Annotated in this window: 20 protein-coding genes; 14 read left to right on the top strand and 6 right to left on the bottom strand. The window is 73.4% G+C overall.

Annotation, left to right across the window (positions count from 1 at the left end; genetic code table 11):
• Nucleotides 1-170: 170 nt before the first annotated feature.
• Complete coding sequence (locus tag ACZ43N_RS39140) at nucleotides 171-695, bottom strand: hypothetical protein (protein ID WP_468104149.1); 525 nt, start codon at nucleotides 693-695, stop codon at nucleotides 171-173.
• Nucleotides 696-1,214: 519 nt separating this feature from the next.
• Between ACZ43N_RS39140 and ACZ43N_RS39135 the strand changes: the two genes are divergently transcribed.
• From ACZ43N_RS39135 to ACZ43N_RS39125, 3 genes are all read left to right on the top strand, one after another.
• Complete coding sequence (locus ACZ43N_RS39135) at nucleotides 1,215-3,980, top strand: M4 family metallopeptidase (RefSeq protein WP_468104148.1); 2,766 nt, start codon at nucleotides 1,215-1,217, stop codon at nucleotides 3,978-3,980.
• A 102-nt stretch (nucleotides 3,981-4,082) separates the two neighbouring features.
• A complete protein-coding gene (locus tag ACZ43N_RS39130; RefSeq protein ID WP_468104147.1) occupies nucleotides 4,083-4,967 on the top strand; it encodes an SDR family oxidoreductase in 885 nt (294 codons plus the stop codon).
• A gap of 393 nt (nucleotides 4,968-5,360) precedes the next feature.
• Nucleotides 5,361-6,587, top strand: a complete 1,227-nt coding sequence (locus ACZ43N_RS39125; protein ID WP_468104145.1) for an ABC transporter substrate-binding protein — start codon at nucleotides 5,361-5,363, stop codon at nucleotides 6,585-6,587.
• 24 nt (nucleotides 6,588-6,611) lie between these two features.
• Here the strand turns inward: ACZ43N_RS39125 and ACZ43N_RS39120 are convergent, their stop codons facing one another.
• Genes ACZ43N_RS39120 through ACZ43N_RS39105 form a run of 4 tightly spaced genes read right to left on the bottom strand, consistent with a single transcriptional unit; the run spans nucleotide 6,612 to nucleotide 10,210 of the window.
• Complete coding sequence (locus tag ACZ43N_RS39120) at nucleotides 6,612-7,352, bottom strand: ABC transporter ATP-binding protein (protein WP_468104143.1); 741 nt, start codon at nucleotides 7,350-7,352, stop codon at nucleotides 6,612-6,614.
• Nucleotides 7,353-7,376: 24 nt separating this feature from the next.
• The gene (locus tag ACZ43N_RS39115; protein WP_468104141.1) at nucleotides 7,377-8,225 is read right to left on the bottom strand and encodes an ABC transporter ATP-binding protein; all 849 of its coding nucleotides are present in this window, start codon (nucleotides 8,223-8,225) and stop codon (nucleotides 7,377-7,379) included.
• The gene (locus tag ACZ43N_RS39110) at nucleotides 8,215-9,207 is read right to left on the bottom strand and encodes a branched-chain amino acid ABC transporter permease (protein WP_468104139.1); all 993 of its coding nucleotides are present in this window, start codon (nucleotides 9,205-9,207) and stop codon (nucleotides 8,215-8,217) included. Before ACZ43N_RS39110 ends, ACZ43N_RS39115 begins: the two co-directional genes overlap by 11 nt.
• Nucleotides 9,208-9,217: 10 nt before the next feature.
• The gene (locus ACZ43N_RS39105; protein WP_468104137.1) at nucleotides 9,218-10,210 is read right to left on the bottom strand and encodes a branched-chain amino acid ABC transporter permease; all 993 of its coding nucleotides are present in this window, start codon (nucleotides 10,208-10,210) and stop codon (nucleotides 9,218-9,220) included.
• 114 nt (nucleotides 10,211-10,324) lie between these two features.
• On the opposite strand from ACZ43N_RS39105, the gene ACZ43N_RS39100 reads away from it, so the two are divergent.
• From ACZ43N_RS39100 to ACZ43N_RS39050, 11 genes are all read left to right on the top strand, one after another.
• Nucleotides 10,325-11,332 (top strand): class I SAM-dependent methyltransferase, encoded by a 1,008-nt coding sequence (locus ACZ43N_RS39100; RefSeq protein WP_468104135.1) that lies wholly within the window; start codon nucleotides 10,325-10,327, stop codon nucleotides 11,330-11,332.
• Between the two features lie 672 nt (nucleotides 11,333-12,004).
• Nucleotides 12,005-12,994 (top strand): NAD-dependent epimerase/dehydratase family protein, encoded by a 990-nt coding sequence (locus ACZ43N_RS39095; RefSeq protein WP_468104133.1) that lies wholly within the window; start codon nucleotides 12,005-12,007, stop codon nucleotides 12,992-12,994.
• A gap of 93 nt (nucleotides 12,995-13,087) precedes the next feature.
• Complete coding sequence (locus ACZ43N_RS39090; RefSeq protein ID WP_468104131.1) at nucleotides 13,088-14,752, top strand: carbamoyltransferase family protein; 1,665 nt, start codon at nucleotides 13,088-13,090, stop codon at nucleotides 14,750-14,752.
• Nucleotides 14,749-15,831 (top strand): glycosyltransferase, encoded by a 1,083-nt coding sequence (locus tag ACZ43N_RS39085; protein WP_468104129.1) that lies wholly within the window; start codon nucleotides 14,749-14,751, stop codon nucleotides 15,829-15,831. The genes ACZ43N_RS39090 and ACZ43N_RS39085 overlap by 4 nt, the downstream gene beginning before the upstream one ends.
• Entirely contained in the window at nucleotides 15,828-16,460 is a 633-nt protein-coding gene (locus ACZ43N_RS39080) for a D-glycero-alpha-D-manno-heptose-1,7-bisphosphate 7-phosphatase (protein WP_468104127.1), read from the top strand. The genes ACZ43N_RS39085 and ACZ43N_RS39080 overlap by 4 nt, the downstream gene beginning before the upstream one ends.
• Complete coding sequence (locus ACZ43N_RS39075) at nucleotides 16,457-17,581, top strand: glycosyltransferase family 9 protein (protein WP_468104125.1); 1,125 nt, start codon at nucleotides 16,457-16,459, stop codon at nucleotides 17,579-17,581. Before ACZ43N_RS39080 ends, ACZ43N_RS39075 begins: the two co-directional genes overlap by 4 nt.
• Nucleotides 17,578-18,543: a glycosyltransferase gene (locus ACZ43N_RS39070; RefSeq protein WP_468104123.1), complete on the top strand. Its 966-nt coding sequence runs from the start codon at nucleotides 17,578-17,580 to the stop codon at nucleotides 18,541-18,543. Before ACZ43N_RS39075 ends, ACZ43N_RS39070 begins: the two co-directional genes overlap by 4 nt.
• Nucleotides 18,540-19,808 (top strand): glycosyltransferase, encoded by a 1,269-nt coding sequence (locus ACZ43N_RS39065; RefSeq protein WP_468104121.1) that lies wholly within the window; start codon nucleotides 18,540-18,542, stop codon nucleotides 19,806-19,808. Before ACZ43N_RS39070 ends, ACZ43N_RS39065 begins: the two co-directional genes overlap by 4 nt.
• Before the next feature lie 136 nt (nucleotides 19,809-19,944).
• Nucleotides 19,945-20,595, top strand: coding sequence for a D-sedoheptulose-7-phosphate isomerase (locus tag ACZ43N_RS39060; RefSeq protein WP_468104120.1), 651 nt, complete (start codon nucleotides 19,945-19,947; stop codon nucleotides 20,593-20,595).
• Complete coding sequence (rfaE2, locus tag ACZ43N_RS39055; protein WP_468104118.1) at nucleotides 20,592-22,133, top strand: D-glycero-beta-D-manno-heptose 1-phosphate adenylyltransferase; 1,542 nt, start codon at nucleotides 20,592-20,594, stop codon at nucleotides 22,131-22,133. Before ACZ43N_RS39060 ends, rfaE2 begins: the two co-directional genes overlap by 4 nt.
• 12 nt (nucleotides 22,134-22,145) lie before the next feature.
• Nucleotides 22,146-23,204: a glycosyltransferase family 9 protein gene (locus ACZ43N_RS39050; protein ID WP_468104117.1), complete on the top strand. Its 1,059-nt coding sequence runs from the start codon at nucleotides 22,146-22,148 to the stop codon at nucleotides 23,202-23,204.
• Between the two features lie 269 nt (nucleotides 23,205-23,473).
• Here ACZ43N_RS39050 and ACZ43N_RS39045 read toward each other — a convergent pair whose 3' ends face one another.
• Nucleotides 23,474-24,901, bottom strand: coding sequence for an MFS transporter (locus ACZ43N_RS39045; RefSeq protein WP_468104115.1), 1,428 nt, complete (start codon nucleotides 24,899-24,901; stop codon nucleotides 23,474-23,476).
• Between the last annotated feature and the right edge of the window lies 1 nt (nucleotide 24,902).

Here is a 24,902-nt window from a genome sequence, read left to right as displayed (position 1 = left end):
GCCCGGACGACCATGAGGGCCCGGCACGCTGGTCCGGGCCCTGTACGGGGCGTCGGCGGGCTGTTCGGGCCCGCCGACGGGACTACCAGTGGTCCATACCGCGATATGTACGTGATCGCAGATCATTTCAGGTCACGTCCGCCGCGGATGCCCCCATCCTGGACGAACCGTCAGGCGCAGAGGACCCGCGTCTGGGGCGTGTAGACAGGACCGCCGCTGGTGTTCGTGGAGTCACTGAACTCGGCGTAGTAGTACGAGTAGAAGCCGATGTTGCCGTTGCAGCCGGAGTCGGCGGCGATCTGCAGCGTCAGGGTGACGGTACGGCTCTGACCGGGCGGGACGGTGGCTCCGTAGTTGGTGCCGAGGTTGGCGGGGCCGGTCCCCGTGCAGGGGGTTGCGCCGGCGGCCGTGGCCAGGCTGCACCCGGTGAAGGCGTACTTGAGGTCGGGGCGCTGGGTGGTGAGCCAGGTGGGTTCGATGGTCTGGTATACGAACCAGATGTCGTAGGTCTTGTTGTTCGTGATCGTCATCGACAGGTTCACCGTGCCGCCGGGAGTGGTGGTGGCGCTGTCGGTGGCGAACGTCAGCGCGGCCGGCGCGGGGTCGGCGCTCGCGCTGGGGGCCATCCCGAAGACGGCGAGGGCGAGGGCGAGGACGGCGCCGAGACCGAGACGTCTCATCAGTGGTGATCGCATGGCCCGGGAGGCTAGGCACACGACGAGCGGGCCGTCTGCCCCGCCGGGAGCACGCCGGAGCCCGGGCGGCCGAAAGTGAGCACGACGTGAAGGCGGTGTGGGGAATGTGTGCGGCACGCCGGGCGGGCTCATAGACGCAGGGTAATGAGCATGTCACGCAGGGCTCGGAAGCGGTCGGAGAGGGAGGGGCGGGCCGTGGTGGACCTGTGGCGGCATTGGCGTGTACGAACCGTATGGCCCGTCACCGGCGTGCGGGCCCCCGGCCGTCCGCCGGTTCCGTCCCGGCCGCCCCGGCCCGGCCCGGGCCCGCGGAGTCGTCGGGCCGGTGCGCGGGCGAGGGGCCGGAAGTCGTCTGTGGAAACCCCCGCCCCGTTGATGGGACGCCGCATCGCCTGTTCCATGACCCGTGGCCGGCGGTCGACCGCCGCCGGACATCCGACTCCGTGGGGGGAGACAGTGCGTCAGCGCAGAGGACGTTCCGGGAGATCAGCAGGCTTATCCAGAGCACGACGAACGGGCATGTCGGGTGCGGCGGCGCTGTTGGGCGTCGCCGCACTCGTCGTGTCGGCGGTCCCCGCCGGCGCGGCGAGCGGCGACGGCGCACAGCCGCCGGCCCCCGGCGAGGTGGTGTCGGGGCAGCGGACGGCGACGCCCGCGCTGGTGGACGGCATCCGGGAGCGGGCCCCGGCGGCCCGGAGCGCGGCGGACGCGGCACGCGCGTATCTGGCCGCCGAGCGGGACCGGTATCGCATCGGGAACCCGGTGCGCGACCTGGAACCGGCCGGTACCAGCAGGACCGACGGCGGCGGCGAGACGGTGCGGCTGCGGCAGGAGCACCGCGGGGTGCCGGTGCTCGGCGGCCAGTACGTGGTCCGCATGGAGAAGGGGGACGACGGGCGGAGGATCGTCACCGGCACCTCGGGCAAGTACTTCACAGGGCTGCGGACCGACACCACGGCCGAGGTCGACGACGCGCTCGCCGTCGAACGGGCGGTGGACACCGTACGGGCCGACCTGGACGCCCGGGACTTCACCGCGTTCGAGGACGTCGACGAGGACGGGACACCGCTGACCGGCACCTCCCACGGTCTGGTCGTGCTGCCGGCCGGCGCGGGTGTGCTCACCCGGCACATCACCGTGCGGGGCGAGAACCCGGCGGGCGGCGAGCCGGTGCTGCGCGAGGTGTACATCGACGCGCGCGCCGGATACCCGGTGCTCCAGTACAGCGGTATCAAGACGTTCGGCACGCCCCGCACGACCGTGGCGGGGAAGGCGGCCGGCCGGGCCGCGCGGGCGGCCGAGCCCGCGGGCTCCGGCGTCAAGCTGGACGGGAACTCCGTGGAGCTGCAGGTCGGACAGGACGAGATCCAGGGCACGTACGTCCTGCGCGACCACTCACGGATCCGGAACGACTACGGGGACTTCCTCGGCACCTGGGACGCCAGGGGCCTCGGGGTCACGGACGTGGCCGGAGTGTGGCCGCCGGAACTGCCGCTGTTCTCGTCGCCGACCGCGGCCTTCGGCTCCGAGGCCACCGAGGCGGGCGCGGTGGACGCGCACTGGGCCGCCGGGCAGGTGTACGACTACTTCAGGGACCGGCACGGCCGGGACAGCCTCGACGGGCGGGGCATGTCCGTCCATTCGCTGGTCGGGGTCACCGACGGCGGGCAGCCCTATGTGAACGCCTTCTGGGACGGCCGGAAGATGGTGTACGGCAACGGCGACGCGGAGTACCGGCCCCTCTCCGCCGGAATGGACGTCGTCGGCCACGAGATGACCCACGGGGTCATCGAGCACTCGGCCGGCCTCGTCTACGCGGGCCAGCCCGGTGCCATGAACGAGGCCATCGCGGACTACTTCGGCAACGCCATCGAGACGGACGTGTACGGCCTCTCCATGGACGACCCCACCGCGAGTCTGCTCGGCGAGCGGCTGTGCCGCACCAAATCGGCGGCCGAGTGCGCGATCCGCGACCTGAACGACGGGCGGACCACCGCCAGGTCGTTCCTCGGTGTCGGTTTCGGCACCGACAGCGGGGGCGTCCATCTCAACTCGACGATCTTCTCGGGTGCGTTGTGGGACGTCCGTGAGGACCTCGGCGCCGAGCGCGCCGACCGGATCGTGTACAAGGCGCTCACCGAGTACCTCACTCCGCTCGACGGGTTCACCCAGGGCCGGGACGCGGTGATCGCCGCCGCGAAGGACCTCGGCGTCACCGGGCAGGGCCTCTCGGCCGTGCAGCGGGCCTTCAACGCCCATGGCATCGTGCCGAACTGGGAGCTGGCCCTCGGTGTCGACTCCGACGTGCTGCTCGAACGCGTCAACACCGCGGACACCCCTCTGGGCGCCGGCGGCGACTGGTGGGCGGCCTCCTCCTCCAACGAGGACGGCACGGAGCCGTACTCGGTGTGGGCGGGGCGCACGGACGGCACCGGTCGGCTGAAGCTGATGAGCCCCAACGACGGCCGCTACCACGTCAATCCGGCCACCGACGGGAAGACGGTGGTGTGGCAGGCGCACGGATCGAACGGCATCGACATCCTCGCGCGGCCCCTCGCGGGCGGGCCGGTGAAGGTGCTCGCCCACCATCGCAGCGTCGGGCGCGCCCTGGACGTCGACGGTGACGTGGTCGCCTACGCCTACAACAACCACGGCGGGCGCGCCGCCATCGCCTATCTGAGCCTGAAGGACCCGGCGAACAAGGTCTCGCGCGGCGGGGGCACGTACCGCCGGGCGACCTGGCCGTCGGTGAGCGACGGCAAGCTCGTCTACCAGGACCGGCGGCGGGTGGCCCATGTGTACGAGTCCAGCACCCGGGTGATCGACATCGCGACCGGCGAGGAGAGCGTCGTCCAGATCGCCGCGCCCGGCACGGGTCTGGGCCCGACGGCCATCGCGGGCGGGCGTGCCTACTGGCTGCTCGACGAGATCGACGACAACGGGGTGACGGCGCTGCGCCGCGCCGGACTCGACGGCTCGGGCGTCACCGACCTCAGCCCGGAGACGGGTCCGCAGGCGCTGGACGTCTCCGATGTGACGGCCTCCGAGGGGGCGGTGACGATGGTCGCCCGGGCGCCGGACACCGTGCTGCGCAACGAGTCGCTGTCCAAACTGTGGCAGTTCTCGACGGACGGCGAGGCTCTGCGCCGGGGCCGGGTCTCCTGCAACCGGGGCGAGCAGCTCTCGGCCGCGGCGGCACCGGGCACGCGTGTGGTGTGGCTGGACGCGACCACCGGCACCAGTCAGCTGGTGACCCGGGCCAGGCCGAGCGGCCGGTGCGACTGACCGGTCCCCGCGTATGGACTCCGCGCGCCCGGGCACTCGGGGCGCGCGGGGTCCATGAGGACGCCGCTCATGTACCGACGCGACGACGAAGGGCCTGTGCTCATGAGCGACGACGAGCGGCGGAACCCGGTCGAACGGCATCCCCGGCCGGACTTTCCGCAGCAGGACCAGGAACATCCGGGCCGGACCGGCGCCATGGACCCGCCGCCGGACCACGGGGAGGAGTCCTACCGGGGCAACGGGCTGCTCAAGGACCGCAAGGCGGTGCTGACCGGCGGGGACTCCGGGATCGGCAGGGCGGTCGCCCTCGCGTACGCCCGGGAGGGCGCGGACGTGTTGTTCACGCATCTGCCGGAGGAGGCGGACGACGCGCGGGAGACGGCCCGGCTCGTCGAGGACGCCGGGCGGAAGGCGATCGCCGTGCCGTGCGACGTCCGTGACGAGGAGCAGTGCCGGGGGCTGATCGAGCGGGCGGTCGCGGAGTTCGGCCGGATCGATGTGCTGGTGAACAACGCCGCGTACCAGATGGCGCAGTCCGACGGCATCGAGGGCATCTCGACGGAGCAGTTCGACCGGGTCGTGCGGACGAACCTGTACGGCATGTTCTGGCTGTGCAAGCTGGCGCTGCAGCACATCCCGGCGGGCGGGTCGATCATCAACAGCACCTCGGTGCAGGCGTACAAGCCGAGTCCGCATCTCCTCGACTACGCAATGACCAAGGGCGCCATCGTCACGTTCACGCAGGGGCTGGCGCAGTTGCTCGCCCCGCGCGGAATCCGCGTGAACGCGGTGGCGCCGGGGCCGGTGTGGACGCCGCTGATCCCGGCGACGCTCCCCGACACCGAGGAATTCGGCAAGCAGGCACCGCTGGGCCGGCCGGCCCAGCCCGCCGAGATGGCACCCGCCTATGTGTTCCTCGCCTCCGACCGGGCGAGCTACATCACGGCGGAGATCCTCAACGCCACCGGCGGCACCCCCCTGCCCTGACAGTCCGCCGGAAGGGCGACGAGACGGGTCGGCGCCCGAGGACGGGTGCGCCCTCGGGCGCCGGGGACGCTTGGGGGGGGTGCCGGTCACCGACCCGGACGAGAAGGAACGGCTGGGCCGCCGGGCCGTCCCGCCCGCGCGGCGGGACGCATGGGTCCCGCCACGAGCTGCGGGCTCGTGGCCACCGCCGCGGATGGCCGCGGCCCTGTCCGACGACGCCACCGCCAGTTCGGCGCCGTGGCGCACATTCGCCGCATAACTGGATATTTGCGCTTCTCCAGACTCCGAATGCGTTCTAGGCTCATGTACAGGTGGCGGGCGGAGGGCCGGCCAGCCGACCCCCGCTGCCTGTAACCAGCGGAGGCGGAGATGAAAACGTCGATACGGCGGTCCGTGACTTTCGCAAGCGCGGCCGCTCTTGTGATTGCCGTCTGCGGTACGACAGGCGGCACGGCCCGGGCGGAGCCGGGCGATGGTGAGCTCCAGTTCGGCTACGTCCTGCCGGAGACGGGACAACTGGCCTACCTCGGCCCACCGCAGATCGAATCGTTGAAGTTCGCGATACAGAAGATCAATGACGCAGGCGGTGTTCTGGGCAAGCCCGTGCCGACGGTGGTCTCCAGCGACGAGGCGGGCCAGGAGGCCGTTGCCGCGCAGTCGGCGGACCGGGTCCTCGCGGCAGGCGTGGACGCGATCATCGGCGCCGCGGCTTCCGGCATGTCGCTGGCGTTCATCGACCGGGTGACCGGAGCGGGCGTCGTGCAGTGCTCGGGGTCGAACACCGCTCCCACATTCACCGACTACGAGGACGACGGCTTCTACTTCCGTACCGTCCCGAGCGACGCGTTGCAGGGCCCCGTCCTGGCGGATGTCGTGCGCGAGGACGGTCACGACCGGGTCGCCCTGGTCGCACGGGCGGACGACTACGGGCGCGGCCTGATGGAGGCGACCCGGAAGGCACTGGAGGACCACGGGGCGAAGGTGACGCTCGCCGAGACCTACGACCCCAAGGCGACCAACTTCGACCAGGTCGTCCAGCAGATCGAGAACTCCAGGCCGGACGCCGCCGTGGTGATCGCCTTCGAGGAGGGCGCCCAGATCCTTCAGGGCATGATCGAGTCCGGGCTCGGGCCCGACAAGATCGGCGTCTACGGCGCCGACGGACTCCGGAGCGAGGAACTGCCCTCGCTGGTCGCACCGGGCCAGCCGGAGAGGCTCTCCGGGATGAAGGGGACCGCCCCTGCCTCGGCGTCGAACGAGCAGTACGTGAAGGAGCTCAAGAAATTCGCGCCGGATCTGAAGGAGCTGCAGTTCGCACCCCAGGTGTTCGACTGCGTGACGACGATCGCGCTCGCCGCCGAGAAGGCGAAGTCCGATGACCCCGGTGATTACGTCAAGGAGATGAACGGGATCACCAAGGACGGCAAGAAGTGCAACTCGTTCGCCGCCTGCAAGGAGCTGCTCGCCGACGGCAGGGACATCGACTACGACGGCGTGAGCGGTCCGCTCGACTTCACCGACAAGGGCGAACCCGGCCAGGCGACGATCGAGGTGTACGGCTACAACGACCAGGGACGGTTGCAGACCCTGCGCACCGAGACCAGCAAGGCCCAGGACTGAGCAGGAGTACCGACAGGACGGGAGTCAACGGACGCGGGCGAGCGTGCCGAGGTAGAGCTCGATCACCTTCTCGTCGTGCAGCAGGGCTGTGCCCGTGCCGGTGTACGCGTTGCGGCCCTGGTCGAGGACGTAGCCGCGGTCGCAGAACTGCAGGCACCGGCGGGCGTTCTGCTCGACCATGAGCACGGCGACGCCCGCGCTGTTGATCATGCGGCAGCGGTCGAAGACATGGTCCTGGTGCAGCGGTGACAGGCCGGCCGACGGCTCGTCGAGCAGCAGCAGTTGCGGCTCCATCATCAGGGCACGGGCCATCGCGAGCATCTGGCGCTCGCCGCCCGACATCGCGCCCGCCTTCTGCCTGCGGCGGTCGGCCAGCACGGGGAAGAGCTCCTCGACCGCCGCGACCCGCCGCGCCTGGTCCTTGGGCCGCAGGTACACCCCCATCCGCAGGTTCTCCTCGACGGTCAGCGTGGGGAACACGTTCTGCAGCTGCGGTACGTAGCCCACGCCCCGCCGGACCAGTTCGTGCGCGGGCCGGCCGGTGACGTCCTCGCCGCGCAGCCGCACCCTCCCGCCGCGCACCCGCAGCAGCCCGAAGACAGCCTTGACCAACGTCGACTTGCCGGCGCCGTTGGGACCGATCACGCCGACCACCTCGCCCGGCCGCACCTCGACGCTGCAGCCGCGCAGCACATCGACGCCGGGGACGTAGCCGGCGACGAGGTCGTCCGCCGCCAGCACCGGTACCTGTTCCTCCGCGGACATCGCTGGTCCTCCTCGCCCTTCTCGTCAGCCGCCCCCCGGCTCGTCGTGCCGCTTGCCCAGGTAGGCGTCCACGACGGCGGCGTTCCGGCCGATCGTGTGCGGTGGGCCCTCGGCCACCAGCCGGCCGTCGGCCATGACGGCCACCCAGTCGCTGATGCCCATCACCACGTCCATGTCGTGCTCGACGAAGCACACCGTCAGCCCCTCGTCGCGCAGCCGTGTGATGTGTCCGAGCAGCGACTGGGTCAGAGCGGGGTTCACCCCGGCCATCGGCTCGTCGAGCAGCAGCATGACCGGCCGGGCCATCAGCGCACGGGCCAGTTCCAGCAGTTTGCGCTGCCCGCCGGAGAGCGTGCCGGCGTGGTCGTCGCGCAGGGGACCGAGCCGGAACCGGTCCAGCAGCTCGTCGGCCCGGCGCTCCGTCTCCCGCTCCTGCCCGCGCCACAGCGGTCGCAACAGCGCGGGCAGCACCCGCTCACCGCGTTGCCCCGGCGCGGCGAGCAGCAGGTTCTCCAGCACCGTGAGCCGGGCGAGCGCCCGGGAGAGCTGGAACGTACGGACCAGCCCCCGCCGCGCCACCCGGTGCGCCGGGGCGCCGGTGAGCGGCTGTCCGTCGAACGACCACCGTCCGCCGTCGGACCGGTCGAACCCGCTCACCACATTGAACAATGTGGTCTTGCCGGCGCCGTTGGGCCCGATGAGCGCCGTGATGGCCCCGCGCTGCACCTCCAGGTGCTCGACCCGCACGGCGACCAGGCCGCCGAAGGTGCGGGTCACCTGGTCCAGCACCAGGAGGGGGTCGGGCTTGCGCACCCCCGGCTCGGGATCGATCGCGGAGAGCGGGCCCGGCTGGGGTGCGGGGTCAGCGGCCACTGAGCAACATCTCCTTCCGGCTGCCGAGGATGCCCTGTGGCCGGAACGCCACCAGCAGGATCAGGGCGACCCCGACCAGGGCGAAGCGCACCGCGCCGACCTCCGATGTGCTGATGACGTCCGGCGAGATGTAACCGGCGTCGATGGCCTGGCGGAGCGCGCTGTCGAGGAAGCTGAGGACGAACCAGAAGAGGATGGATCCGACGACCGGCCCGAGGATCCGCCCGGCGCCTCCGAGGACGAGCAGCGTGTACAGGAAGAATGTGACGCCCGGATCGTAGTTGTCCGGATTCACTGACTGCACCTGGATCGCCTGCAGCATGCCCGCGACCGCCCCGATGACGCCGCCGAGCACAAGGCTCTGCATCTTGTACGCGTAGACGTTCTTGCCGAGGCTGCGCGCGGCGACCTCGTCCTCACGGATCGACCGGATGACACGGCCCCACGGGCTGTGGATCAGCAGGGCGAGCAGGATTCCGACGACGACGACCAGCGCCCACCCGACGATCATCACCCAGAGGTCGCGGGCGCTGAACCTCACGAGCCAGACGCCGTAGGTGCCGGGCTCGACGGGGCTGAGTCCGTAGAAGTCGTTCGCGAACCTCTGCAGTCCGAACACCCCACCGGTGACCGGCTCGGCCCAGCTGGAGCGGTAGAAGAGCCGCAGCGTCTCCCCCGCCGCGATGGTGGTGATCGCGAGGTAGTCGGCGCGCAGCCGCAGGGTGGGCAGGCCCAGGAGCAGCGCCAGGACGATCGCGCAGCCCATGCCGGCCAGGACCCCGAGCCACATCGGGCCGTCGTACGTCGACACTGTGATGGCGAGCCCGTAGCCGCCGACCAGCATGAAACCGACCTGGCCGAAGTTCAGCAGTCCCGTGTAACCGAAGTGCAGGTTCAGCCCCATCGCGGCGAGCGCGTAGACGGCGGCGATGGGGCCGATTCCCGAGCGCAGGGCGTCGGTGACGATGGCCGAGAAGTCCATGGCACACCCCTCACCCGACGCGTTCGGCCCGGCCGAGAATGCCCTGCGGCCGGATGAGGAGGACGAGGATGAGAACGAGGAGAGCCCAGGCGTACTGCAGGTCGACCGGGAACCACAGGGTGGACATCTGGGCGACTACGCCGATGACGAGGCTGCCGACCATCGCGCCGTAGGCGGAGCCGAGGCCACCCAGGATGATCCCCGCGAACATGAGCAGCAGGAGCTTGAAGCCCATGTCCCAGGTGACGATCTCCACCAGGCCGAAGAAGACCCCGCCGAGCGCGGCCAGTCCGCCGCTGAGCATCCACACGAACAGCACCACCCTCTGCACGTCGATACCCGACGCCTCCGCGAGGTCACGGTTGGCCGAGACTGCCCGCACGGCCGTCCCGATCCGCGTCTTCTGCAGCAGTACGGCGATGCCGAGCAGCACCAGTACGGAGAGCAGAGTGACGGCGAGGTCGCGTGGGGTGATGCCGGCCGGCCCGATGCTGATCACGCTCTGGATGTCGTACTGCGCGTAGGAGGCGGGGCGGGTTCCGTACAGCACGAGCACGACGTGGCGCAGCAGCAGCGAGAGCCCGATGGTGACGATGAACATGTTGATCAGCCCGGTGCCCCGAGCCCGGAGCGGGCGCCAGATGCCGCGCTCGACCACCCCGCCCAGCAGGGCGCCGAGGACCACTGCCGCGAGGCCGGCGGGAATCAGGTGCCAGCCCGGACCGGCCGCGGAGGCGTTGAGGAAGAACGCGAAGGTGGCGCCGATCGTGACGAACTCACCGTGCGCGAAGTTGATCAAGTGGATGGTGCCGAAGATCAGCGAGAGCCCGACGGATGTGATCGCGATGATCACTCCGAACTGGATGCCGTCGATCAGCGCCTGCAGAGCGCGCGCGGCGAACGAGGGGCCGCGCGGGACTTCCTCACCCTGTGCCCGCATGGAGATCGCGGGCATCACCACGACCAAGGCGAGGGCCGGTACGAGTATCCGCTGATAACGCACGGCGGTTCCGGTACATCACGAACATCCCTGATGGGCTCAGTGTAAGCACAGGCCGGGGCGGTGACACGGGGAGTGGGTCCCGTGCGGGTGCCCGTGGAAGGCGGAGGGTGCGAGATGTTCGACAGCGGTGACCTCGCGAGCGCGTACAGCGACGACAGTGTGCTTTTCCGGGTGCTTCGGCACCTCGGCTGGGACAGCCTGGCCAACATCGGCTACTTCACGGTGCCGACCCTGCCGCTCGTGGTTCTGGCCGGGCCGGCGCCCTTTCAGCGCCGACTGGCTCGCCGGTCGCTGGCGTTGCTGGACGCCCGCCCCGGGCACCGCGTGCTGGATGCGGGATGCGGTCGCGGTGACACCACGGCGCTTTTGGGCGCCGCGGGCTGCCGAGCGCTGGGGGTGGACATCCAGCCGGAGCAGATCGACCAGGCCCGTCGCCGCTTCGGTGGCTGTCCCGGCGCGTGCTTCACCGCCGCCGACGCCACGGCTCTGCCGCGGCAGGCGGTGGGGATGCAGCTGACGGACGGTTCCTTCGATCGAGTGCACTGCCTGGAGGCCGCGTTCCACTTCGGCCATGAGGGCCGTAGGTCTTTCCTGGACGAAAGCTTCCGGCTGCTGCGTCCCGGAGGCAGGCTCGTCCTCGTGGATGTCACTTCCCGCACGGATCAGCCGATCGATGCCGTGGACCCGAGCGGCCTCGTACGCGGGACCTGGCGCTTCGACGACATCGAACCGTACGAGCGGTACCCGCTGATGGCTTCCGCAGCCGGCTTCACCACACGTCTGATCCTCGACTGGACCATCCCCGTACTCCACAGGGCAGCCCAACTCTGCGCCCTGTTCGCCGGCACCGCGTCGACCCGGGCCGGCCGACAGACCCTGTGCGTGCGGTGGCCCGGCCTCAGAACCCTCGACGCACAGGACTGGGACTCCGTCATCGCCGTCATCCGCGCTCACCGGGCCATGGGGCGCGTCACTCGCTACACGGCGTACGTGCTCGACAAGCCCGCAGACGACATCCGCTCGACCGGGCAGGGTCCGCAGGCCGTTTCACGCCCGTCCGCGATGCCTGGTGGGACGTTGTCCGCGAGACCCGCGGCGAACGGGGCGGAGCCCGCGCGCTGATCGAGGTGCTCCGTCCCGCGTCCAGGCGGCCCGTTCCCTGCCCCTGCTGCGTGACCGCGTCCCGACGACCACTGAGGAGCCGTAAGGCGGGGAGCCGCGGCTCCTCGCGTACCGGGAGGGCCGCGCGTGGCACGCGGACGGCCTCAACGCCTGTCTGCGGGAGCGCTCGGGCGCAGATCTCACCGCGGAAGAGCGGGGCGCGCCGTCGCCAGGCTCTGACCCAACCCGGGCACCGGTGTCTCCTTCCGGCGGCCCCTTCCACAGCGTCCCACAGGCCCCGGACGCCCGCCCGGCGCAGTCGGCTCCGACTCCTGAAGACGACTGGTGCGATTTGTTACGACTTGCCTGCATGAGTGACGAACGACTGGGAACTCCGATGCGCATGTCACTCACATCGCCGCCTCATCCACGGGACCGGGACCCGCACGGGCTCTCCGGTCGCGAGCGGGATCAGCACATGTAACACTCGCTGTTCGAGCGTCTCCCGCCGACGGTGCGCACCCAGCCACCGTTCCCGTCCCGGGACGGGGGACCGGGCAGGGGCCCTCATCAACGCCTCCGCGCCCCACCTCGACCCTTCACACCCCTTCAGGCCGCTGCGAGCGGTGCGCCGTCATGCCCGGCGCGTGCCAGGGGGGCGATACGCCGTCGTCCAGTACGGAGGAGATCGCCATGACCACCGCCTTCTCACCGACATGGCAGCACGCCGTCGTCACCGGCGGTGCCGGATTCGTCGGTTCCCACCTGTGTACCGCCCTACTGGACGCGGGCACCGAGGTCACCTGCGTCGACGACCTCAGTACAGGACGTGTCGACAACATCGCCGAGCTCCTCGAACGCCCGAAGTTCACCTTTGTCGAGGCGAACGTGGCGGAGGGAATACCGGTCGATCTGCCCACCGACCTGGTTCTGCATTTCGCTTCCCCGGCGTCACCGGCCGACTACCTGCGGTTGCCCCTGCACACGATGGAGACGGGAAGTCTCGGTACCCGTAACGCCCTGGAGCTCGCCCATGCCCACGGCGCCCGCTTCGTGCTCGCCTCGACGTCGGAGGTGTACGGGGATCCGCGGCAGAACCCGCAGGGCGAAGACTACTGGGGCCATGTCAACCCCGTGGGACCCCGGAGCGTGTACGACGAGGCCAAGCGGTTCGGCGAGGCACTGACCACTGCCCACGCCGACACCAAGGGCACCGACACCGGCATCGTGCGCCTGTTCAACACCTACGGTCCGCGCATGCGCGGTCACGACGGCCGGGCGGTGCCCACCTTCGTGCGCCAGGCCCTCGCCGGGGAGCCCCTCACCGTCACCGGCGACGGGCGGCAGACCCGCTCGCTGTGCTACGTCGACGACACCGTGCAGGGAGTGCTCGCGGCGGCGGCCCACGGGATGCGCGGCCCCGTCAACATCGGCAATCCGGGCGAGATCAGCATGCTCGACCTGGCCCGGCTGGTCATCATCCTCACCGACGCCGACTCCGAGATCCGCTTCATCGAACGCCCCACCGACGACCCGTCGTTGCGCTGCCCGGACATCACCCTGGCGCACGACAAGCTCGGCTGGGAGCCACGGGTGGCGCCGGTGGACGGGCTGCGCCGCACGATCGACTGGTTCCGCGCCGAGGCCGAGGCGCGCCCCACGGTGTCGGCTCCACCCCGCTGACCCCGATCCGCAGCCGACAGCCGCCTCGGATCGCGCCCATCGGCCCCGCGCCCCGACACCGGCGTCATCCCCTCGCCGAAAGGGTCCCCCTTCATGCGCATTCTCGGAATCAACGCGCTGTTCCACGATCCCGCCGCGGCGCTCGTGATCGACGGCCGTACCGTCGCCGCCGCCGAGGAGGAGCGGTTCTCCCGCCGCAAACACGGCAAGCGGCCGGTGCCGTTCGCCGCGTGGGAAGTACCGGAGAAGGCCGCCGCCTGGTGCCTGACCCGGGCGGGTCTGCGCCCCCAGGACCTCGACGCGGTCACCTACTCCTACGACCCCCGTCTCGCCCGGCCCGCCCATGAGATGGGACTCGACGACCCGTGGGACCATCTGCGGCAGACCTACGCGAGGGAGGCCCCCGGCTTCCTCGAGGCCGCGCTGCCCGGCCTGGATCCCGGCATCGTCCGCTTCGTCCCGCACCACATGGCGCACGCGGCGTCGAGCGCGTTCGGCGCGCCCGACGCCGGGGACTCCTCGGTGCTGGTGCTGGACGGCCGCGGTGAACGCGCCTCGCATCTGGCCGCGCACCGCACCGGCGACCGGCTGGAGGCACTGTACGCGCAGGAACTGCCCCATTCCCTGGGGCTGGTGTACGAGGAGCTGACCGAGCACCTGGGATTCCTGCGCTCCTCCGACGAGTTCAAGGTGATGGCCCTCGCCTCGCACGGCACCCCGCGCATGCTGCCCGAGCTGCGCCGGTACGTGTACCCCACGGGTGACGGCGGGTTCCGTGCCACGGGCGTGCCCTGGCGCGCGTTGTGCCCGCCGCGCGGCCCGGACGAGCCGTGGACGCGGGAGCACGCCGATGTGGCGGCCAGCGCCCAGGCGGTGCTGGAGGAGACCCTGCTGGACCTGGTGCGCTGGCTGCACGGGCGGACCCACGACAGCACGCTCACCCTGGCCGGCGGTGTCGCCCTGAACTGTGTCGCCAACTCGCGTGTCGCCCGAGAGGGCCCCTTCTCCCGGGTGTGGGTGCAGCCCGCGGCCGGTGACGCCGGGACGGCCCTCGGCGGTGCGCTGCTGCTCGCCGCCGACGAGGGCGACAACCCCGAACCCATGCCGGGCGCCGATCTGGGCCGCGACTGGTCGGACGCCGAGCTGGGGGCGTGGCTGAAGACGGCGGGCGTGCCGTTCGAGCGGCCGGCGGACATCGCGGCCACCGTGGCGCGGACGCTGGCGGACAACGGCATCGTCGCCTGGTTCCAGGGCCGTTCCGAGTACGGGCCGAGGGCGCTCGGCCACCGCTCCCTGCTGGCCCACCCCGGCCACGCCGGGAATCTGGAGCGCCTCAACGACGTCAAGGGCCGCGAGCAGTTCAGGCCGGTGGCGCCGATGGTCCTCGCCGAGCGTGCCCAGGACATCTTCGACGGTCCGCTGCCGAGCCCGTACATGCTGTTCGTCCACGACGTCGCCCCCGGGTGGCGCGAGCGCATACCGGCGGTCGTGCACGTGGACGGCACGGCCCGCATCCAGACCGTGGACGCGGGGCGGGAGCCGCTGGTGGCCCGCATGCTGGCGGAGTTCGAGCGGCTGACCGGTCTGCCGGTCGTCGTCAACACCAGCCTCAACACGGCGGGACGGCCGATGGTGGACGATCCGCGTGACGCCCTGGAGTGCTTCGGCTCCTCCCCCGTCGACCTGCTCGCGATCGGACCGTACGCGGTACGCCGACCGGGCTTCTTCGGCGCCGGAGGCGAGGAGGTGGCCCGGTGAGCGAGTTCACCCGCCGGCGGCGTCAGCGCCTCGGAGACCGCGACCACGGCGGCGGCGCGTACGCCGTGGTGGTCCCGACGCTGGGGCGCCCGAGCCTGCGGACCTGTCTGTACGCGCTCGCCCGTTCCGAGGGGCCGATGCCGGTGCGGGTGGTGGTCGTCGACGACCGTGCCGAGCCGGGCTCGCCCCTGGACGGCGAGGTGCCCCCGTCGTTGCGGGCGACGACGACGGTGGTGACGGGCCGTGCGGCAGGCCCTGCCGCCGCCCGCAACACCGGCTGGCGGGCCGCCGGCCGGGTGCCCTGGATCGTGTTCCTCGACGACGACGTGGTGCCCGGCCCGCGCTGGGCGGACGACCTCGCCCTGGACCTCGCCGCGGCGCCCCCGGACAGCGCCGGGGTCACCGCCCGTATCGAGGTGCCCCTTGCGGCCGGGCGGCGGCCCACGGACTGGGAGCGCAACACTGCGGGACTCGCGACGGCCCGGTGGATCACCGCCGACATGGCGTACCGGCGGGAGGCGCTGGAGGCCGTCGACGGATTCGACGAGCGGTTCAGGCGGGCGTTCCGGGAGGACGCGGACCTCGCGCTGCGCGTCCTCGGCACCGGGTGGACGCTGACCGACGGGAACCGGACCACCCGGCACCCGGTGCGGCCCGCGGACCGCTGGGTCTCCCTGCGGCTCCAGGCGGGCAACGCCGACGACGTGCTGATGACCCGGAGGCACGGACGTGACTGGTGGGACAGGGCAGGGGCGCCACGGGGGCGTCTGCCGGGACACCTGGCGGTGACGGCGCTCGCCGCGACGGGCCTGGCCTGCGCCCTGTTCGGCAGGCCGCGCGCCGCCGCGCTGTGCGCCGCGGGCTGGCTGGCCGGCACCACCGAGTTCGCGCTGGCCCGGATCATGCCGGGGCCGCGCACCCGCGACGAGATCACCGCCATGGCTCTCACCAGTGTGGTCATCCCGCCCGCCGCCGTCTGGCACCGGCTGCGCGGTGAGGTCGCGCACCGGGGTACGGCGCGGTTCCGGCCGACGGCGCCCCCGGTGCGCCGGACCCTGCCGGAAGGGGTGCCGTCATGACCGGCGTCCCGGCGCGGCCCTGGCTCCTCGGCCCGCTCGCCCCGGCCAGGGGCGGGATCGGCGCGGCCTTCCCGGAGGCCGTCCTCTTCGACCGGGACGGCACGCTGGTGGCCGACGTCCCCTACAACGGCGCCCCCGAGCGGGTCGAGCCCCTGCCCACGGCCCTGGAGGCCGTCGCGGCCGTACGCGCGCGAGGTGTCCGCGTCGGCGTGGTGAGCAACCAGTCGGGCGTCGCCCGGGGCTTGCTGACCTACCGCCAGGTGGACGCGGTACGGCGGCGTGTCGACGACCTCTTCGGCCCGTTCGACGTCTGGGCGGTATGCCCGCACGGCCCGGACGACGGCTGCGGATGCCGCAAGCCCGCGCCGGGTCTGGTCCTCGCCGCGTGCGCCCGGCTCGGCGTACGGGCCTCGCGCACGGTCGTCATCGGTGACATCGGCTCCGACCTGGCCGCCGCCCGTGCCGCGGGCGCGCTCGGGGTGCTGGTGCCGACGCCCGTGACCCGGCCCGAGGAGACCGCCGCCGCCGATCTGCTCGCCACCGACCTCGGCGAAGCCGTACGGCTCGCGCTGGGCCCGGGGGCCGGTGCCGGCCGCGCGGCCGGCGTGAGCGCGGGAGGCCGAAGGTGAGCGTCTCGCCTCTCCCCCGCAGCCTCGTCGTGCGTCTGGACAGCGCCGGGGACGTGCTGCTGGCCGGTCCCGCCGTCCGCGCGGTCGCCGCGGCCTCCTCCCACACCGCGCTGCTGTGCGGGCCGCAGGGGGTCGCGGCCGGCCGGCTCCTGCCGGGCGTGGACGAGGTGCTCGTGTACGACGCGCCGTGGGTGGGGCTGGAACCGGCCGGCGTGTCGCGGACCGTCACGGACCGGCTGGTCGAGGAGGTGGCGGTCCGCCGCTTCGACCGCGCCCTGGTGCTGGTGTCGTACCACCAGAGCCCGCTGCCGGTCGCGCTGCTGCTGAAGCTGGCCGGGGTCGGCCGGATCGCCGCCGACAGCGAGGACTACCCCGGCGCGCTGCTCGACCTGCGCCACCACCGGCTGCCGAACCGTCATGAGGCCCTGGCCGCCCTGGACCTGGCACGGGACGCCGGCTGCGCGCTGCCGCCCGGCGACGACGGGGCGCTGCGCGTCGTACCGCCCCCGGACATGACCTCCGCGACCGGTACCGACCCGTACGTGGTGCTGCATCCGGGGGCCGCCGTACCGGCCCGCGCCTGGAGCCCCGACCGGGCGGCAAGGGCGGCGTCCGCCCTGTCCGCGGCGGGCCACCGTGTGGTGGTCACCGGAGGCCCGGACGAGCGGGACCTCACCTCGTACGTGGCCGGCGGGCACGCCCTGGACCTCGGCGGGGCCACCGATCTGCGACAGTTGGCGGGGGTCATGGCCGGGGCGCGCGTGGTGGTGGCCGGCAACACCGGGCCGACGCATCTCGCCGCCGCGGTGGGGACCCCCGTGGTCTGTCTGTTCGCGCCGGTGGTGCCGGCCGAGCGCTGGCGCCCGTACAGCGTGCCGCACGTCCTGCTCGGGGACCAGGGCGCGGCGTGCGCCGGGAGCCGGGCCCGGCGCTGTCCGCTGCCGGGCCACCCCTGCCTCGACGGTGTCGGCGACCGGGAGGTCCTCGCCGCCGTCTCGGCGCTCGGCGGCCCGTTCGACGACCGCACCGAGCGGAGCGTCCGCCCCGCCCCGTGGAGCCGTGACGCGGTCCCGCCGGGTCGGGCAGGCGACCGTGCGACGGAACGAGGAGCGACCGTATGAACATCCTGCTGTGGCATGTGCACGGCTCCTGGACGACGGCGTTCGTGCAGGGCCCCCACACCTATCTCGTTCCCGTGACCCCCGACCGGGGGCCCGACGGCCTCGGCCGCGCCCGTACGTTCTCCTGGCCGGCCTCGGTGCACGAGGTGCCGCCCGAGGAGCTGCGGGAGAGGCCGGTGGACCTGGTGGTCCTCCAGCGGCCCCACGAACTCGCCCTCGCCGAGGACTGGCTGGGCGGCCGACGTCCCGGGCGTGATGTGCCCGCCGTCTATCTGGAGCACAACGCACCGGACGGCGACGTACCGGAGACCCGGCACCCGTGCGCCGACCGCGACGATCTGACGCTGGTCCACGTCACCCACTTCAACCGGCTCTTCTGGGACTGCGGCTCCACCCGTACCGAGGTGATCGAGCACGGCATCGTCGACCCCGGACACCAGTACACGGGCCGGCTCGCCCGTGCGGCGGTCGTGGTCAACGAGCCCGTGCGGCGCGGCCGGTACACCGGCACCGATCTGCTGCCCGTCCTCGCGGAGGCGGCACCGCTGGACGTGTTCGGGATGGGCACCGACGGCCTCGCCGCCCACCTGGGCCTGCCGGAGGAGCGCTGCCGCTCCGCCGACCTGCCCCAGAACCATCTGCACCCCGCCATGGCCCAGCGCCGCCTCTATCTGCACCCGGTGCGCTGGACGTCCCTCGGCCTGTCCCTGCTGGAGGCCATGCATCTGGGGATGCCGGTCGTGGCGCTCGCGACCACCGAGGCCGTCGAGGCGGTCCCGGCGGGCGCGGGCACCCTGTCCACCCGGCCCGAGGTGCTCACCCGGGCCGTACGCCACTACCTGGAGGACCCCGCGGCGGCGGCCGAGGACGGCGCGCGTGCCCGTCAGGCGGCCCTCGAACGGTACGGACTCAAGCGTTTCCTCGACGACTGGGAGCGCGTGTTGACGGAGGCCCGCTCATGAACTCGATCCTCACCCCTTTCCGGCTCGGCGGCATCGCCTCCCATCCGCGCCCCAGGTCGATCGCGCTGGTCTCGGAGCACGCGAGTCCGCTCGCCGTTCTCGGCGGGGTGGACGCGGGCGGCCAGAACGTCCATGTCGCCGCCCTCGCCTCCGCGCTCGCCGACCGGGGCCACGAGGTCACCGTCTACACCCGCCGGGACTCGCCGGATCTGCCCGACGAAGTGCCGCTGCGTCACGGCGTCACGGTGCACCATGTGCCCGCCGGTCCCCAGGAGCCGCTCCCCAAGGACGAACTCCTCCCCTACATGGGGGACTTCGGCCGCTTTCTGGCCCAGGCATGGCGGTCCGGGCCCCCGGACGTCGTGCACTCCCACTTCTGGATGTCAGGCGTCGCCGCCCTGCGGGCCACCCGTGAGCTGGGGCTGCCGCTGCTGCACACGTACCACGCGCTCGGCACGGTGAAGCGACGGCACCAGCAGCTCGCCGACACCAGCCCGCCGCAGCGGATCGCGCTGGAGCGGGAGGTGGGCCTCGCCTGCGACCGGGTCGTGGCGACCTGCCGGGACGAGGTCGACGAACTGGCCCGGATGGGCGTGCCGTCGAGCAAGGTGTGCGTCGTGCCCTGCGGGGTCGACACCGAACTGTTCACCCCGCGCGGGCCGGCCATGGCACGGGGCCCCCTCCCCCATCGCATCCTGCAACTGGGGCGCCTGGTACCGCGCAAGGGCGCCGCCGTCTCGATCGCCGCCCTCGCACTGCTGCCCGACACCGAACTCGTCGTGGCCGGCGGCCCGCAGGCGGACCGGCTCGACGACGACCCGGAGGTACGCAGGCTCCGTGCCCTCGCCGAGGAGACGGGCGTGGCCGGCCGGGTGCGCTTCACCGGCGGGGTGGCCAGCCGGGAGGTGCCGCCACTGCTGCGCGGCGCCGACGTGGTGGTGTGCCCCGCGGACTACGAGCCGTTCGGCATCGTGCCGCTGGAGGCGATGGCCTGCGGCCGGCCGGTGGTCGCCAGCGCCGTGGGCGGGCAGCTCGACACGGTCGCCGACCCGGGCTCCGGGCGGCTGGTGCCGCCCCGCCACCCCGAGGCGCTGGCCCGTGCCGTCGGTGAACTGCTCGCCGATCCCGAGGCCCGCGCCGCCTGCGGGGAGACCGGCCGACGCCGCGTCCTGCGCCGCTACTGCTGGGACCGCGTCGGCGTGGCGACCCAGGCGGCGTACGAGAAGGTCGTCGACGCCCGCCCGGCCATGACCGGCGTGGTCTGACGGCCCCGCCCGGTCCGCACATGACCGGCGTGGTCCGACGGCCCCGCCCCACGGCACTCCGACCGCGAACCCCCACAGGTCCGAAGGAGGTGCGGGTCAGGCCGCCGTCCCCCGGGACGCGGCGCACCCGATCGCCATGACCGAATCCCGCGCACTCGACGCCGCACACCTGCACTGCCGATCCCTCGAACAGGCACTCGACCGACTCCGGCGGGACGGCCTCGGCCGGATCACGGAGTGGGGCGGGCTCCTCGCCGACGTCCTGCCGGCCGGTGGTCGGCTGCTCGCCGCGGGCAACGGCGGCAGCGCCGCACAGGCCCAGCACCTCACCGCCGAACTCGTGGGCCGCTACCAGCGGGAACGGCCCGCGTACTCGGCGATCTCGTTGCACGCGGAGACATCCAGTGTGACGGCCATCGGCAACGACTACGGCTTCGACCATGTCTTCGCCCGGCAGGTCTCCGCACACGGGCGTCCCGGCGATCTGCTCCTGCTGCTGTCCACGTCCGGCCGCAGCGCCAACCTGATCACCGCGGCCGTCACCGCCCGCCGGGCGGGGCTGCGGGTCTGGGCGATGACGGGGCCCTCGCCGAACCCGTTGGCGGACGCCGCCGCCGAGACGCTGGCCATCGACTCCGACAGCACGGCGACCGTCCAGGAGACCCACCTGGTCGCGGTCCATCTGCTGTGCGAGTGCTTCGACGCCGCCCTTGCCGTGCCGCCGCTCGGCGCGACGGTGCCCGCCGGGACACACCGCCCGGTACCGGTCCGCGGGAGGGCGTCATGACCGGGGCCCTTGGGGCGCTCGGCCGGAACCCCGCAGGCGGTGCGCGCGGGGCGTCAGGGCCGCTCGTGGTCGTCGGCGACATGCTGCTCGACGAGGACGTGGAGGGCACGGCCACCCGGCTGGCGCCCGACGCGCCCGCGCCCGTCGTCGACGTCACCGGCAGCCGTCGCCGCCCCGGCGGTGCCGGGCTCGCCGCTGCCCTCGCGGCCGGGGGCGCCCGCGAGGTGGTGCTGGTGACGGCGCTGGGCGAGGACGAGGCGAGCGACGCGGTACGACGGGAGCTGCGCGGCCGGGTCCGGCTCGTCGAACTCCCCCTGGAGGGCACCCTCCCCGTGAAGACGCGGGTGCTCTCGGGCGGTCGTCCCCTCGTGCGGATGGACCGGGGCGGCGGCACACCCGGTGCGCCCGGCACGGACGTCCGGGAGGCGCTGGACCGGGCGGGCGCGGTGCTCGTCGCCGACTACGGACGCCACACGGCCGACGCCGTACGGGATCACCTGGCGGCTGTGGCGTCCCGCACCCCGCTGGTCTGGGACCCCCACCCCCGGGGCGGAGCACCCGTGCCCGGCGCCCGGCTGGTGACCCCGAACGCGGCCGAGGTGCGTGCCCTGTGCCCCGACGTGGACGGCGGCCCGGGCCCGGACCCGGCACAGGGCCGTCGGCGCGGGGCGGGGGCGCCTGCCCCGGACGCGGGTGGCGACACCTCGCTGCGCGGTGACGCCGAGCGGGGCGCGGCGCTTGCCGTTCGCTGGCGGGCCGCGGGTGTCGCGGTGACGCTGGGCGAGCGGGGTGCGCTGCTGACGAGGCCCGGTGGCGGGACGCCGATGCTGGTTCCCCCGCCCTACCGGGCCCAGGGTGATCCGTGCGGTGCGGGCGACTGCTTCGCGGCGGCGACGGCCGTGGCGCTGGCGGACGGCGCGCTCCCCGAGGAGGCGGTCCAGCGGGCCGTCGCCGAGGCCGCCGCGTTCGTGTCTGCGGGCGGCGCGGGCAACCCCGGCCTGTGGCGCCGGGGCCGTACGCCTCGGCCGGTGGACGAATCCGCCGCCGACGCGTTCACGCTGGCGGAGCGGGTCAGAGCGCGCGGGGGCACGGTGGTGGCCACCGGTGGCTGCTTCGACCTGCTGCACGCCGGTCATGTGGGCCTGCTGGAGAGCGCCCGGCGCGTCGGCGACTGTCTGATCGTGTGCCTCAACTCGGACACGTCCCTCACCCGCCGCAAGGGCCCGGGTCGCCCCCTCACTCCGCAGGCCGACCGGGTCCGCGTGCTCACGGCCCTCGGCAGTGTCGACGCCGTCGTGGTCTTCGAGGAGGACACCCCCGAGGCGCTGCTGCGGCGATTGCGGCCCGACGTCTGGGTCAAGGGCGGCGACTACGCCGTGCAGGACCTCCCCGAGGCGGAGGTCCTGCGCGACTGGGGCGGCCAGGCGGTCGTCCTGCCCTACCTCGACGGCCGCTCCACGACCCTGCTGGCCCGCCGGGCGGCCCGGGCCGCCGTAGCCGTCGGACCGGCCGGGCCCGTCGAGTCACCCGGAAGCTGAGCGGTGGGCGGCATGGAAGCGAAACCGCGGCAGCGGGGCGCCGGGGCGCACCGCCCGGCCGTGCTGGTGCTGCGGGCGCTCGGGCTCGGCGACCTCCTCACCGCCGTGCCCGCGTTGAAGGCCCTGCGCCGGCAGCTGCCCGGTCATGAGATCGTGCTGGCCGCCCCGGAGCGGCTGGCCCCGGCGACCGCGGCGACGGGCCTGGTGGACCGGCTGCTGCCGACGTCGGCGGCCGGGCGGGAGGTCCCGGCGGACCTCGCGTGGACCGGCCCCCCGCCCGACCTCGCGGTGGATCTGCACGGCAACGGCCCGCCCAGCCATCTGCTGCTCCAGCGGCTGGACCCCCGCCGCCTCTTCGCGTACGCGCACTCGGGGACGCCAGGCGTCTCCGGGCCGGTGTGGCGGGAGGACGAGCACGAGCGGGAGCGCTGGTGCCGGCTGCTGGGCTGGTACGGCGTCGAGGCGGACCCGGACGACCTGGGCATCCCGGTGCCCACGGCACCCTCGCCCGCTCCCGGTGCGGTCGTCGTGCATCCCGGTGCGGACGCGGGGGCGCGCCGCTGGCCGGGAGAACGGTTCGCGGCCGTGGCCGCGGAACTGCGGCGCCGGGGGCACGAGGTGGTGGTGACGGCGGGGGCCGGGGAGGATGCGGGGGCCCGGTACGTGGCCGCGGCGGCGGGGCTGCCGCCGTCCGCCGTGCTGGGCGGCGCGGACGGCGACCTGCCGTTCCGGCGACTGGCCGCGCTCGTCGCAGGGGCCCGCTGCGTGGTCGTCGGCGACACGGGCCCGGCCCATCTGGCCACCGCCCTCGGCACACCGTCGGTGGTCCTGTTCGGACCGGTGGCCCCCCGGCTCTGGGGACCGCCCGCCGGCCCACGACACCGCGTCCTGTGGCACCCCTGCGGCGCCCCCTCTCCCCGGCCGGGCGACGCCCACGGCCGCCTCCCCGACGAACGCCTCCTCCGCATCACGGTCGACGAAGTCGTCACGGCCGCCGTCGACGTCCTGAACACCGATCCGGGCGAGACCGAGCCGGACGGCCGGGTCCTGGCCCCGGAGGCACCGAGGTGAGGCCGGGGCGGGCCGGGGGTGTCCGGCTGTACCGACCCGCGCGCGTCGCGTCCCGGTCCCGTAGGCACCCGGGCGGGGAGGCGACGAGCGGGAAGGAGCGAACGCTCGCGAAACAGACTGACGCCCGCCCGCCGCGGTGCGGTCCCGGCGGCGCTCCGGTGACCCGGCGGCGTACGGGCAGGAGTGGGTCGGCGGCCAGTGCCGGCGCGCGCCGGTGGGCAGGGGCCGCCGGCGCCTGCGCCGGGGGGCGTGGACGCGGGTCGGGCGGATCAGGCCGCCGTGCTCAGCCCCGGCTGGGGCGCTGTCGTCCGGTCGTGGACGGGGCCGGGCTCGGCGGTGAAGCCCCGGACCTCGTGTTCCTCGGCGTCGGGGACCAGCGCGGTCGTGGTCCGGCGGCGGCGCAGGGCGAAGCCCGCCGTGATGGCGGCGGCGATGAGGAGGCCGCCGGTGACGAGGGTGCCGCGGGCGCCGGCGAGTTCCATGAGGAGGCCGAGCAGCGGCGGGCCGGCGAGGCCCCAGCCGGTGCTGATGCTGCCCCACACGCCGAGGACCCGGCCCCGGAGATGAGCGGGCGGATCGGTCTGGAGGACCGTGGTGCCCGCGGTGTCGGAGACCGACTCCAGCACGGCCATGGGCAGGACGAGGACCAGGAGTACCGCGAGCGACGGGGACAACCCCGCCACCGCCTGGAGCAGGGCTCCGCCGGCCGCCAGCACGCCGACGAGACGGACGGACGGGCTGCGCAGCCGGGCGCCGAGGACCGCCCCGAGGATGCCGCCCACGGCCAGCACCGTGGAGACCGTGCCGAACGCCCCGGCGCCGCCCGCGAGGGGCCCGGTGACGAGCACGGCCAGTGTCAGCCCGTAGTTCCGCCCGAACATCGAGCTGATGCCGGTGATCCCGGCGAGCGCCACCAACCGGGGCCGGCGGAAGAAGTAGGCCAGCCCCTGACGCACGGTCATGTCGGTGCGGTGGCCATGACGCTCCGCCCCGGCCGTCGTCCGCGCCGTGGCCGTCGTCGGCGCCATGGCCGTCGTCGGCGCCTCGGCCGTCGTCCGCGCAGTCCCCGTCGGCGTCCCGCGTTGCGCCGGGACGAACGGCTTGGGGACGACAGGCTTCGCGGAGGCGGTCCCGGAGGCCTGCACCGCCTCGTGCACCGGACGGAGGAACGGGATGACCGAGGCGACGAAGAGGAAGGACAGTCCGTTGGCGGTGTACGCGGCGGCCGTCCCGAGGAACCCGACGGTCACCCCGGCCAGCGCCGTCCCGGCGAGCCGTCCGGCGCTGTGCACCAGCGAGCCGACGCCGATGGCGGAGGGCACGTCCTCCTTGCGGACCAGGTCGTTGCCGAGGAGCGCGCAGGCGGGCCCGTCGACCGTGGCGACGAGGCCGGTCACGGCGGCCAGCACCATCAGCACGGTCACATCGATCCGGTCCGTGGCGACGAGGACGGCGGTCACGAAGGCCACCGCGGCGAGCAGCGCCTGGCTGACCGCGGCGGTCGTCTTCCGGGGCCAGCGGTCCACGGCGGCGCCGCCCACGAGGCTGACGAGCAGCGCGGGCGCGGCCTGGACGGAGATGGACAGGCCGGTCGCGGCGGCGGAGCCGGTGATCTGGAGCACCAGGAGGTTCTGGACGGTGAGCTGCATCCACGTCCCGGCGTTGGACAGGAAGTTCGCGAGGGACCACCAGCGCATG

The sequence above is a fragment of the Streptomyces sp. NPDC030814 genome, assembly GCF_055572155.1.
This window is presented reverse-complemented; position numbering and strand designations above follow the sequence as displayed.